Origin of the sequence: Monoglobus pectinilyticus (assembly GCF_002874775.1) — a bacterium.
In the GTDB taxonomy this organism is placed as follows: domain Bacteria; phylum Bacillota; class Clostridia; order Monoglobales; family Monoglobaceae; genus Monoglobus; species Monoglobus pectinilyticus.
This window is the reverse complement of record NZ_CP020991.1, coordinates 266365-279455: the sequence shown is the minus strand read 5'-3', so window position 1 is coordinate 279455 and position 13091 is coordinate 266365. Positions and strand designations below refer to the sequence as shown.

9 protein-coding genes are annotated in these 13091 nt (G+C 35.9%); 6 read left to right on the top strand and 3 right to left on the bottom strand.

Annotation, left to right across the window (positions count from 1 at the left end; translation table 11 throughout):
* Positions 1-3 precede the first annotated feature (3 nt).
* A complete protein-coding gene (locus B9O19_RS01265; protein WP_158648877.1) occupies positions 4-1491 on the bottom strand; it encodes a spore germination protein in 1488 nt (495 codons plus the stop codon).
* A 171-nt stretch (positions 1492-1662) separates the two neighbouring features.
* Between B9O19_RS01265 and B9O19_RS01260 the strand changes: the two genes are divergently transcribed.
* Together B9O19_RS01260 and B9O19_RS01255 are read left to right on the top strand one after the other, a co-directional pair.
* The gene (locus B9O19_RS01260) at positions 1663-4116 is read left to right on the top strand and encodes a carbohydrate-binding domain-containing protein (RefSeq protein ID WP_102364733.1); all 2454 of its coding nucleotides are present in this window, start codon (positions 1663-1665) and stop codon (positions 4114-4116) included.
* Positions 4117-4307: 191 nt separating this feature from the next.
* Positions 4308-4937 (top strand): flavodoxin family protein, encoded by a 630-nt coding sequence (locus tag B9O19_RS01255; RefSeq protein WP_102364732.1) that lies wholly within the window; start codon positions 4308-4310, stop codon positions 4935-4937.
* A gap of 62 nt (positions 4938-4999) precedes the next feature.
* Here B9O19_RS01255 and B9O19_RS01250 read toward each other — a convergent pair whose 3' ends face one another.
* A complete protein-coding gene (locus B9O19_RS01250; protein ID WP_102364731.1) occupies positions 5000-5830 on the bottom strand; it encodes an Mrp/NBP35 family ATP-binding protein in 831 nt (276 codons plus the stop codon).
* Between the two features lie 237 nt (positions 5831-6067).
* Here B9O19_RS01250 and B9O19_RS01245 point away from each other — a divergent pair, with 237 nt between their 5' ends.
* The 4 genes from B9O19_RS01245 to B9O19_RS01230 are packed head-to-tail and all read left to right on the top strand — an operon-like array spanning position 6068 to position 10865.
* Complete coding sequence (locus B9O19_RS01245) at positions 6068-6928, top strand: methylenetetrahydrofolate reductase (protein ID WP_102364730.1); 861 nt, start codon at positions 6068-6070, stop codon at positions 6926-6928.
* A 22-nt stretch (positions 6929-6950) separates the two neighbouring features.
* Positions 6951-7661 (top strand): vitamin B12 dependent-methionine synthase activation domain-containing protein, encoded by a 711-nt coding sequence (locus B9O19_RS01240; protein WP_207655132.1) that lies wholly within the window; start codon positions 6951-6953, stop codon positions 7659-7661.
* Entirely contained in the window at positions 7633-10038 is a 2406-nt protein-coding gene (locus B9O19_RS01235; protein WP_172620945.1) for a homocysteine S-methyltransferase family protein, read from the top strand. Before B9O19_RS01240 ends, B9O19_RS01235 begins: the two co-directional genes overlap by 29 nt.
* 17 nt (positions 10039-10055) lie before the next feature.
* Positions 10056-10865, top strand: a complete 810-nt coding sequence (locus B9O19_RS01230) for an amidohydrolase family protein (RefSeq protein ID WP_158648876.1) — start codon at positions 10056-10058, stop codon at positions 10863-10865.
* Positions 10866-10890: 25 nt separating this feature from the next.
* Here B9O19_RS01230 and feoB read toward each other — a convergent pair whose 3' ends face one another.
* On the bottom strand, positions 10891-13083 hold the full coding sequence (gene feoB / locus B9O19_RS01225) for a ferrous iron transport protein B (RefSeq protein WP_102364728.1): 2193 nt from the start codon (positions 13081-13083) through the stop codon (positions 10891-10893).
* Positions 13084-13091: the final 8 nt, after the last annotated feature.

Here is a 13091-nt window from a genome sequence, read left to right as displayed (position 1 = left end):
CTTTTATTTTTTCCACTTTCTGCTTATGTGCGGCTGTTTTATATTATCTTTTGTTTTGAGTTCAGCCGGACGTCTTTCTTTTTTCCATATTGGTTTTACAAGCAATGATTCAGATGAACGAACGTTAATTCCGAAATCGGATAGAAATGGAAACCCAAACGTTTTAGTCGCTGCCAATCCTGACAAAGTTATCATTATAGCAGCCACCAGACCAACTATTCCAAACAAATATGCCGCTGCTATATATACAAATTTTAATACGCTGAGAGATCTTGAAAGTGATAAGGTTGGTGTCGAAAATGCTCCAATTCCGCCTATTGATACTATTATTATTAATATTGGACTGACTATGCTTGCTTCAACTGCAGCCTGGCCTAAAATCAGTCCACCGATTATACCAAGAGTGCTGCCAATTGGGTTTGGTACTCTGACGGATGCCTCTTTTATAAGTTCAAATGATATTTCCATTAAGATTAATTCTACTATAAGTGGAAATGGAACTTTTTCACGGCTGGCTGAAATAGCTATTAGTAAGTCAGTGGGGAGAATTGCCTGGTGGTATAACATTACGGCAATAAACAGTGCAGGAAGAAGAATTGACAGAGACATGCCAAATATTCGTACTAATCTCATCAAATTTGCCTCGGGAACACGTACATAATTGTCTTCTGTGGCTTCTATCAAATCTAATGAAGTAGTTGGAACTATCAATGCAAATGGGCTGCCCTGAACTATTATTGCAACCTTTCCCTCGACAAGCATTGAGGCAACTCTGTCGGGTCTCTCTGTTTTTAAGGTTCTAGTCATAGGAAAATAAGTGGTGTCTTCTATCAGCATTTCAACATCACTTGAAGAAAATATATACTCGGTATCTATATCTTTTAATCTTCTAGTTACCTCTTTGATAAGCTTGCTGTTTGTTATTCCTTCAATGTACATTAAAGCGCAGGGAATTTTATTTGTTTTGCCTACCGGAATATTAGTGGCGGTTAATTTAGGATTTTTTAATATCTTTCTAACAAGTGCTAAATTTGTCATTATAGATTCGGCAAACGCTTCCTGAGGTCCCGCAAGGCTGACTTCCTGAGTAGGCGAATCAACTCCTCGTGAGTCCCAGCCTTTTATATCGGCTATAAAACAGCAGTCGCAGCCGTCTATAAAGATACCGCATTCACCAAAAGAGATTTTTTCTCCGATTAAATCAAAATCTTCGGCAATGCTTAGAGGCGCCACTGATACTATTTGTTTAAAAACAATATCTTTTTTTGGTGTTACGCTTGTGTCATACGCTTTGCATGTGAGCAAAGACCGCATAATATCGCGGTTTAAAAATGTTTGATTTGACATTCCGTCATAGTATATTAAAAAAGCGTCAGCCGTTTCGTTTTTAAACTCAACTTTAAATTCGCGAAAGTTAAAATCAATATTCTTATCTGAGTTAAACAGCTGTTTTACGGTATTCTCATTATTTTTTAAATTTGTATCTATCAATTTTATCACCTGGATTATTTTACCCTTATAGCCAAATTGCTATTCAGTTTTTATATAGAGATTTTGTTCATATAAACTTTACAATTTTATTTTTAGTTTTAAGGTTTATTTAAGAAAACTAATTTATAATTTTCGTATAGTCAAGTGGAAATATTTTTAAGGAGGAATAAAATGAAAAAAGTATTATGTTCAATATTCTCTGTATTTATACTATTATTCTTAATGTCCTTTCCGATAACGTCGCTGGCTGAGGAAAACATAAATGTTTATTATGAAGGAGAATTATTAGTTTTTGATGTCGAACCTCAGATTATAAATAATTTTACTATGGTACCGGCAAGAACTATATTTGAAGCTATGGGCGCAAAGGTAAAATGGGACGAAGAAATTCAGACTGTAACTGTGAAAAAGAAGAAAAAATCAATATCTATGACAATAGGCGGTCAAATCACTAATCAAGACGGAGAGGTGATAAATACTGAGACAGTTCCAGTCGTACTAAATGACAGAACATTGGTTCCGGTGAGATTAATATCTGAATTTTTAGGAGCTCAGGTAGAATGGAATGAAAATACCAATACTATTTATATAACTGAAAAAGAAGAGATTGAAGATGATTCATGGAAAGAAAATCTTGGAACAATAAATATGACTTCTATGGAAGTAAACGGAAGCGGAGTTAAAACAGATGATAAAATTGTATATATAACCGAAGGCGGAGATTTTGAAGTCAGCGGCAAAACAGAAGACGGAATGATTATTGTAAATACCGATGAAAAAGTTAAGCTTAGATTAAGCGGTGTAGACATAACGAATAGTGACGGTCCGGCAATATATTTTAAAAATACCGACAAAGGATATATAACATTAACAGACGGAACTGATAATACGCTTACTGATAGTGAGCAATATAATTATGAAGACGCAAGTGCCCCCTTATTCAGTGATGATAATTTGGAGATAAAAGGCAATGGTTCCTTAATAATTAATGCGAATTATAAACATGGTATTGCCGGTGATGATGATATAAGGATAGAAAACGGGAATATAACGATAAATTCAAAAATAGGTGACGGGATACATGCCAAATGTGGTGTTAAGATAATAGGAGGAACTTTGAATATTACTTCAGACGGTGACGGTATTCAGTCGGGTGAATGGAATGTTATAGTTGATGGCGGTGAAATAAATATGACTACTACCGGGGAAATAATCGGTTCACACAAAAACATTACCGGTTTTCCGAATGATTTTGAAAGAAATGAGCCGCAGGACGACGGAGCGAAATTTGATTCTAACACTTTACCGGAAAACTACAGAAATAACGTAAATGAAAAAGGCGGTATTTCACAAATATTAAATAACATTGATACTTCAGTTTTTGATAATATGACCGTTGAGGAAGTAACTGAAAAGCTTAAATCAATGGTTGAAAATGGAGAATTATCAATAAGTGGAAATATTGAAGACACACAGCAAACTCAGGAGGAAGGCGTTACTACCAATGAAAAAAGTTCAAAAGGATTAAAAGCAGCAGAAGATATTTATATAAACTCAGGAAAAATAAATATACATTCAATTGACCATAGTATTCATTCGGGAGATATTACTGAGATAAACGGCGGTGAATTAAATATTTATTCTGAAGAGGGCAAAGGTATGAGCGCTCACGGAAATTTGAATGTTAATGCAGGTGATATAAATATAGAATATTCCACAGAAGGAATAGAAAGTAAAGCAGAAATGACAATCAACAGCGGAAACATTCATATAATATCCACAGACGATGGGTTAAATGCCGGAGGAACAGGCAGTGATAGTATGGAACATGGTGTAATGGATTCAAGTATGATTTTAGAGCGTCTTGCTGAGAGAATTGTTAATGGAAATATTGATAATCAGCAAAATAATATGCCGCCTGATTTTTCCCCTGGTAATACAGAACAAATAATGCAGCAGCCCGATTCCCTCCCTCCAAATGGTGAAAGACCAACTGATAATGGACAAAATATATCTAGTTTTAATGGTCAGGCTAATTTTGGAGGGCAGCGTACGGACGTTGATAATAACGGTCATTCTATCACTATAAACGGAGGTTATATCTATATTGACGCAATGGCAGACGCAATTGACTCCAATGGATTTTTGGAAGTTAATGGCGGAACGATCATCCTGGACGGTCCAACGAGCGGCGGAGACAGTCCGCTTGATACAGACGGTTCCATGTGGATAAACGGAGGTTATATTGTTGCTGTCGGAAGCAATGGTATGCTTGAAATACCAAGTGATGATTCAAAACAAAATGTTTTAGTGGTATCGTTGTCTGAAGCTGTACAAAAAGAGACTATAATTAATATCAAAAATTCAAGCGGTGAAGATATAATTACATTTAAGCCGTCAAAAGAATACCAGGCTTTGATTTTCAGCTCACCTGATTTAGATTCAGATGATACTTATACTATCTCTTATGGTGGGACAGCTGAGAGTGAAAGCATAGACGGACTGTATAGTCAGCCTTCAAATTATATTGGAGGAACTGAAATTGGAAGTATAACGACTTCTGAAACCATTTCAAAATTAGGAACATTTGGAGGAAGGTTCGGCGGCGGACGAGGCGGATTTTAATTTATCAATAGAAGAGGTGATGATTAATACGCTGAATCTATTGTTTTTCATAACCCCTTTTTATATTTTTATGACTCTCCTTATTGGAGAGTCTTTTTTCTTGACTTAAAATGTAAAAAAATATATAATTATATCAAATAGTTATAATACCATTAAAATAATAATAAGTTAAATTATGAGGAGGTTAAATTATGAAAGTATTATTAGTAAACGGAAGCCCAAAACATAAAGGATGTACATACACTGCTTTAAGCATAGTAGCAGATGAACTTGAAAAAAACGGGATTAATACAGAAATTTTTCAGGTTGGTATGCTTCCTATAAGAGGGTGTATTGGCTGCGGCATGTGTGCAAAAAACGGAAACGGACTATGCCAGTTCGATGACGATGTGGTAAATAAGGCTATTCTCAGTTGTAGAACTGCTGATGCAATAATTATAGGCTCACCTGTTCATTATGCTTCTGCGTCTGGCGCGATAACTTCATTTTTAGACAGATTATTCTATGCTGGAGGCTCTAATTTGGCATATAAACCCGGAGCAGTTGTTGCAAGCTGCAGAAGAGGGGGCGCATCAGCAACGCTTGATCAAATTTCAAAATATTTTGGCATAACAAATATGCCTATTGTTTGTTCAAATTATTGGAACATGGTTCATGGGAATACTCCTGAGGAAGTTTTGAAAGACGAAGAAGGCGTTCAGACTATGAGAATACTTGGAAGAAATATGGCATGGATTTTGAAATCTTTAAATGCAGCAAAAGAGGCCGGAATAGAACCGCCTGAACGTGAAGCAAAGATAAAAACAAATTATATAAGATAAAAAAAGGTCATAATGTGGTATTTCACATTATGACCTTTTATATATCATTACATTTAATTTTATTACAAATTTTCTATTGCTTCAATAGAGTTTGGTATTGGATTTTCGGATATTGATTCTATTATACCATTGTCACATGCGGACGCAATGTTTGGATCAATCGGCAGCTTATCCAATACTTTTATGTTGTGTTTTTTTGCTATTTCATCTATATGACTTTCTCCGAAAATGTTTATTTTTTTGCCGCAGTCAGGACAGGTTACATAACTCATATTTTCGACAAGTCCAATAATCGGAATATTCATTAACTCTGCCATTTTCACTGCTTTGCCGACAATCATTGAGACAAGCTCCTGCGGTGAAGTGACAATAATTATACCGTCAACTGGGAGTGACTGAAAAACTGTCAGTGGTACGTCTCCGGTTCCCGGCGGCATATCAACAAACATATAATCCTCATCTTCCCAAACTACTTCACTCCAAAATTGTTTAACTGTTCCAGCAATAATAGGACCTCTCCAAACTACAGGTTCAGTATCGTTTTCAAGCAGCAAATTTATAGACATAATATCAATGCCAAGCTTTGATTTTTCAGGAAGAATACCAAAGTCGCTGCCAACGGCCTTATTGGTTATACCGAAAGCTTTTGGTATTGACGGTCCTGTTATATCAGCGTCCAAAATTGCAACATTGTGTCCCTTTTTCTTCATGTTTACAGCTAAAAGTGAAGTGACGAGAGATTTACCTACGCCGCCTTTTCCGCTGACAATACCTATTACCTTTTTTACAGAACTATGCGCTCCCAAATCTACCCTAAAACTATTTTGTTCCTGTTCTCTTTCAGAGCAAGTTTCACCGCAGCTTGAACAATCATGTGTGCAATTTTCGCTCATTTTCATATCTCCAATCTAAATAAATTTTAAAATATTGAAAAACAACAAGTTTAAATATAACTTTCTTTTCCGTTCTTGTCAAGTATATAGAGTGTATATAGTTTATTTTTGTATAATTTACAAATTTATTTATTTGCATATAAACAATTGTTATGATATAATATTTTAAAATTTTGCGGTTTTTGTTATTAATCTGCGTATGAAAATTTAAATATATTTGATACTAGGAGATAGAATATGAAGATTTCTCAACTGTTTAAAAATAAAAATGACAAACCTATAATATCTTTTGAAATTTTTCCTCCCAAAAAGGAAGAGGCTTTTGAAAATGTGGGAATTATGCTAAAAGAATTGTCTTATCTTGAACCGAAATTTATTAGTGTAACCTGCGGAGCAGGAGGAAGTTCAAACAGAAATAAAACTATAGAGCTTGCATCAAAGATAAAAAATGAATTTAATATTGAGTCTATGGCTCATATGACCTGTATTTCTTCTACACCTGATAGTGTTCTTGAAGAGGTGAAGGCAATACAGGACGAAGGGATAGAAAATATTTTAGCCCTGAGAGGAGATATTCCAAAAGAAGGTTTTGAGCCTGAAAAAGCAAGTTATAGTCATGCTTTTGAACTAATAAAAGAAATTAAGACGAATAGTGAACTATGTGTGGCTGCAGGAGCTTATCCTGAGGGTCATATTGAATGCGATGATTTTAATAAAAGTATAGAACATATGAAAATAAAAGAAGAAGCGGGTGCAGATTTTTTTGTCTCACAGCTGTTTTTTGACAACAGATACTTTTATAGATTTTTTGAAGCTGCTGAAAAAGCCGGTATTACCGTTCCAATAACTCCCGGTATAATGCCAATGATGTCTAAGAGCCAGATTTCTAATATGATATTTATGTGCGGTGCGTCTTTGCCTTCGGAAATGGTTAGAATTCTATATAAATATGAATCCAGCCCTGACGATCTTCTAAAAGCCGGAATAGAGTATGCCGGAAGACAAATAAGCGATTTGGTAAAAAATAATACGTGTGGTATACATCTGTATTCTATGAACAAACCTGAGATAGCTAAGCAGCTTCTTGAATATGTATAATATAATTTGAGAGAGTGGTTTAATGTTTAATATTGAGCTTGATAAAAATGAAATACTAAGATATTTAGGACATAGAGGTCAGGAAATTGATACTAATACCGAAACTATGATTGATAACTGTATAGAGGAAATAAAAAAAATCTCGCGGTATAGATATGTGTATAAGATTTTTGATATAAAAGTCGGATATCATGATGCAGTTTCTTGTATAGATGTTGTTGGTACCAGTTTAAGACTTGAAGGCAATGATATATATGAGCATTTGCGCGAATGCCGAAAATGTGCCGTTATGGCTGTGACGCTCGGTATAGAAGTTGATAACAGCATACGTATTGCACAAGGGAATGATATGCTGAAGGCGGTAGTAATGGATAGCTGCGCCACTGAATTTATCGAAAAGGTTTGCGATGAAGTTGAAAAGAAAATAAAAGCTGAGGCGGAAGTTTTAGGGAAAGGAACAAATTTGCGCTTTTCTCCCGGTTATGGAGATTTGCCAATTGACATTCAGAAAAATTTACTCGATGTTCTTGACGCCAACAGAAAAATTGGATTGACAGTGACGAACAGCTCTTTAATGATACCCGGAAAGTCGGTTACCGCAATAATTGGATTTACTGAAAATATAAGTTTTAAAAAGAAAAAATCAAAATGCGATATTTGTTCAATGAGAGAAAATTGTATGTTCAGAAAAGGAGGAACTACTTGTGAGCGTGGCAGAGTATATAAAGCATAATAGATTATTTTTTGACGGAGCCATGGGAACCATGCTTCAAAAATCCGGTCTTGAGCCTGGAGGTCTTCCTGAAGTATATAATATTGAGAAACCTGAAACAGTGCTTGAAATACACAAAGAATATGTAAAAGCAGGTGCAGATGTAATAACAGCAAACACTTTTCAAGCTAATGAGTTGAAACTGTCTGACTGCGGATACTCGGTAGAAGAGATAATAACAGCAGGAGTGCAACTTGCTAAAAAAAGCGGCGCAAAGTTTTCAGCTCTTGATATTGGTCCTTTAGGGCAGCTTATGGAGCCCATGGGAACATTATCTTTTGATGATGCGTATGAAATGTTTAAACGGCAATTAGTTGCAGGTGAAAAAGCCGGTGCTGATATAGTCCTGTTTGAGACGATGTCTGATTTGTTGGAGGTTAAGGCCGGCATTCTTGCTGCAAGAGAAAATACAAATCTGCCGGTATTTGTCACGATGACATTTCAAGAAGACGGTAGAACATTTGTCGGCTGTGACCCTAAGTCGGTTGCTGTCACACTTTCTGGATTAGGAGTAGATGCTTTAGGTGTAAACTGTTCTCTAGGACCCAAAGAATTATTGCCAACTATAGATGAGCTCATAAAATACTCACGGGTACCGGTTATGGTTCAGCCTAATGCGGGACTTCCGCATATTGAGAATGATAAGACAGTCTATAATATTTTGGCTGAGGATTTTTCTAACTTTATGAAAAAAATTGCAGAAAAAGGCGTTTCTGTTATAGGCGGATGCTGCGGCACAACTCCGGAGTTTATTAAGGAAACAAGAAATTTGGTTGAGGCTGTTGAGTTTTTCAGTCCGGAATATGAGCATGTAACAGCAGTGTCGTCAGGAACTAAAACTGTTATTTTTGATAACGCCGTTACAGTTATTGGAGAGAGAATTAACCCGACCGGAAAGAAAAAACTGAAGGAAAAATTAAGACAACAGGATTTTGGGTATTTAGTCAGTGAAGCTATCTCGCAAATGCATAACAGCGCTGATGTCCTTGACGTTAATTGTGGCTTGCCGGAGATAAATGAAGCGGAGACTCTTGCAAAAACCGTCAGTGAGATACAGGCGGCAGTAAACCTGCCTCTTCAGCTTGACAGTAGTGACAAAAACGCCGTTGAAGCTGGAATACGAAAATATAATGGTAAGCCTATTATTAATTCTGTTAACGGCAAACAAGAAAGTATGGACGCTATTTTTCCAATAGCTAAAAAATATGGTGCGGTTGTTGTAGGTTTATGTCTTGATGAAACCGGAATACCTGAAACGGCAGAGGGAAGATATAAAATTGCTGAAAAGATAGTACGTACAGCGGAAACATACGGAATACCAAAAGAAGATATTATTATTGATTGTTTAGTACTTACAGCTTCAGCCCAACAGAAGTTAGTTATAGAAACAATAAACGCTATCAAGCTGGTAAAAGAGAGACTTGGGGTTAAAACTGTGCTCGGAGTAAGCAACGTGTCATTCGGGCTTCCTGCGCGACCAATTTTAAACAGTGTATTTTTGGCCGCAGGTTTTGGCGCAGGGCTGGATTCTGCAATAGTTAATCCAATGAGTTTTGATATTATGAAAACAGTCCGAGGTTTTAAAGTGCTGAACAATCAGGACGTTGACGCTGTAGATTATATTTCAAACTATGCAGATTATGTGTCTGAAACCGGTTCCGGCAAAGATAGTGCCGGAAAAGTTAGTGATAATACGAATGCGGCAAAAGGTACAAATGAAGATATTACTTCTTATATCATTGATGGAAGACGTGAAGAAACAGGTATAGCAACAAAAGAAATGCTCAAAGATTTAGACCCTATAAAGATAATTGACAATTATTTTATTCCGGCTCTTGATATTGTGGGAGACAGATACGAAAAGGGAACGGCGTTTCTGCCGCAGCTTATCCAATCTGCAGAGGCTGTAAAATGTGGTTTTGAAATTATACGTGACAGTTCAAAAAAAGAAGGAGAAAATAAAAAAGGTAAAATTGTTTTGGCTACAGTTAAGGGTGATATTCACGATATTGGAAAAAATATTGTAAAAATGCTGCTCGAAAATTATGGTTATGATGTAATTGACTTAGGTAAAGACGTTCCTATAGAAAGTGTTGTAGACGCTGTAATTCAGAATGATATTAAGCTGGTCGGTCTCAGCGCATTGATGACAACAACGGTAAAAAGTATGAAAGATACAATTTCTGCCTTAAGAGAAGCAGGTAGCAGCGCTAAGGTAGTAGTCGGCGGAGCTGTATTAAATGAGGAGTATGTTAATTTTGTCGGCGCCGATTATTATGGAAAAGACGCAAGAGCAACCGTCAAGATTGCTAATGAAATTTTTGGATATGACAATTAATATTAGGAGGATTTACAGTGATTATTGATTTTCATACGCATGTTTTTCCGGACAAGATATCTAAGAGAGCGATTCATTCGCTTGAGGATAATATTGTAAAAATTCAGGGTGAAAACTTTCCCGCCAGAACAGACGGCAGCCTTGGTGAGCTGCTGAAAACAATGAAAGAGGATAATGTTGACTATTCTGTGGTTTTACCAATTGCAACCACCGTTACCCAATCAACATCAATAAACAAATTTGCAGCGGAAATAAATGGACATAACGGAATCATATCTTTTGGAAGCGTTCACCCATTACAAAATGATTGTGAGAAAGTTCTGGAAGAAATCAAAGAGGCCGGATTATTGGGTATAAAGTTACATCCGGAATATCAGGGGGTTTTTGTGAGTTCCCCGGAAATAAAAAGAATTTTAAAAAAGACAGATGAACTTGGTCTTTATGTTGTGTTTCATGCCGGACAGGATATTGGTATGCCAAAGCCTGTTCACTGCATGCCGGAATGTTTGAATCATGTTTTGGATTATATAAGCGGAGATAAGATTATTGCAGCTCATATGGGTGGCTGGAAAGAATGGGATGCCGTAGAAAAATACATAGTTGGAACGCCAATAATGATTGACACTTCATATACGGCCGGATTTATGGATAAGGCACAATTTAAACGTATTGTTAGAAATCATGGAAGTGATAAGGTTTTATTTGGAACCGATAATCCATGGCACCGGGTAAAAGAAGAAAAAGAGTTTATAGACAGTATCGGTCTTGAAAAAATTGAACTAGAAAATATATATTATAAAAACGCAAAAAGAGTTTTAAATATATAATTATTAAAAACGGACCTGCATTTTTTTATGCGGTCCGTTTTTTATTAAATTCATTTAAATACTCATTTGACTTCTTATATCTGTTTTTTCTAAAAATAGCATATAATAAAGCTGCAAATGCTATTACAGCAAAGAAAGTGTAAATATTAAATGTCCCATAAGCTATAAACGAGCCAAGTTGGTAGATACATAAAGAAATTATATACGCAAATCCCGTTTGATATAAAATAGCAAATGCAGTCCATTTTTTATTATTCATTTCTCTTGCTATCGCTGCCATTGCTGCACAGCATGGAGCACATAAAAGATTAAATGCTAAAAATGAATAGGCCGATAATGGTGTAAACGCTGAAGTCAATATACCCCAGGAACCTTCAATTGAACCGGATTGCGAAAAGTCAAACAGGACTGCAAGAGTGCTTACTATATTTTCCTTAGCAATAAGCCCTGCAAGTGTAGCAACAGTTTCTCTCCAGCTGCCAAACCCAAGAGGTATAAAAATCCATGATATCCATCTTCCAATGTAAGACAGCAGTCCATTAGAAAAGTCATTTACAAATCCAAAATTTCCGTTCTCAAAGCCGAGATTTGACAAAAACCATATTATTATTGTTGAAATTAATATCACTGTTCCTGCTTTTTTTATAAATGACCATGAGCGGTCCCACATACTTCTCAAAACATTTGTTGCGGTTGGCATGTGGTATGGAGGCAATTCCATAACAAACGGAGTATCGTCTCCGCTAAACGCTGAGGTTTTCTTAAGTATAATCCCAGAAACAACAATTGCTGATATTCCAAGCAAATATGCGCTTGGAGCCACCCACCAGGCTCCTCCGAATAAAGCTCCTGAAAATAAAGCGATAACAGGAAGTTTTGCTCCGCATGGGATAAAAGTTGTTGTTATTATTGTCATTTTTCTGTCAGCCGGATTTTCTATAGTTCTGGAAGCCATAATTCCCGGAACGCCGCACCCTGTTCCAATCAAGATAGGAATAAATGATTTTCCTGACAGACCAAATTTTCTGAAAACTTCGTCCATAATAAAAGCAACGCGAGACATATATCCACAGCCTTCCAGGAAGGCTAGAAATATAAAAAGCACCATTAATTGAGGTACAAAACCAAGCACAGCACCAACACCGCCAATTATTCCGTCAATAATCAAACTATTGAGCCAGTCCGCAGTTCCAATAAAGCTTAAGAAACTTTCAACAATTACCGGGATACCCGGTATCCAGTTTCCAAATAAACTCCATCCCTCTCCAAATATTCCATTATTCATCCAATCGGTTACATAAGAACCAACTGTTGTAACTGAAACAAAGTACATAACAAACATTACTATTATAAAAATTGGTATAGCTGCAAACCTATTTGTTAGAACTAGATCAATTTTTTCTGATAATGTCTGTTCATTATCAGACTTCCTTATATAACAATTTTTAATAATAGAGGTAATATAAGCATATCGTTCGTTAGTAATTATACTTTCACTGTCATCGTTAAAAGTCTTTTCGGTCTTTTTAATTATATCTTCAACGTTTGGAATATAATTTGAATTTATTAACTCGTTAATTTTTTTATCTCTTTCAAAAATTTTTATAGCAAAGAAGCGTTTTTGAGTATCAGGGATTTCCCTGCTAAGCTTATGAGATATAAATGCAAGAGTCTCCTCAAGTTTTGGGCTAAAAAGAAGAGGTCTTAAAATTTTCTTATTTTTATCAGTTTGAGCTAACTCTATAGCTTTATCTACAGCCTGAGAAATACCGTCATTTTTAAGCGCAGATGCCTCAAAAACCGGACAGCCGCTTAAGGCGTCCGAAAATCTTTGAAGATTTAAAACATCGCCTTGTTTTTTTAAAATATCTGCCATATTTATGAGAATTACAACAGGTATTCCAAGTTCAAGCAGCTGAGTTGTAAGATATAGATTGCGTTCTATGTTTGTCCCGTCAATTACGTTCAAAATTACGTCAGGACGTTCTAATATTAAATATTTTCGAGAAATAACTTCTTCTAATGTGTATGGAGATAATGAATATATGCCGGGCAAGTCCATAATAATAACATCGCTGTTATATTTTAAAGTACCTTCTTTTTTTTCTACGGTAACACCGGGCCAATTTCCGACATATTGATTCGATCCTGTTAAAGCGTTAAATATAGTAGTTTTTCCGCAATTTGGATTTCCGGCAAGTGCGATTTTTACAGTCATAGATTTCT

What these genes read in the sequence shown, in the direction of transcription:
- B9O19_RS01260 (WP_102364733.1), top strand. Translation starts at nt 1,663, where the DNA reads ATGAAAAAAGTATTATGTTCAATATTCTCTGTATTTATACTATTATTC.
- B9O19_RS01255 (WP_102364732.1), top strand. Translation starts at nt 4,308, where the DNA reads ATGAAAGTATTATTAGTAAACGGAAGCCCAAAACATAAAGGATGTACA.
- B9O19_RS01250 (WP_102364731.1), bottom strand. Translation starts at nt 5,830, where the DNA reads ATGAGCGAAAATTGCACACATGATTGTTCAAGCTGCGGTGAAACTTGC.
- B9O19_RS01245 (WP_102364730.1), top strand. Translation starts at nt 6,068, where the DNA reads ATGAAGATTTCTCAACTGTTTAAAAATAAAAATGACAAACCTATAATA.
- B9O19_RS01240 (WP_207655132.1), top strand. Translation starts at nt 6,951, where the DNA reads ATGTTTAATATTGAGCTTGATAAAAATGAAATACTAAGATATTTAGGA.
- feoB (WP_102364728.1), bottom strand. Translation starts at nt 13,083, where the DNA reads ATGACTGTAAAAATCGCACTTGCCGGAAATCCAAATTGCGGAAAAACT.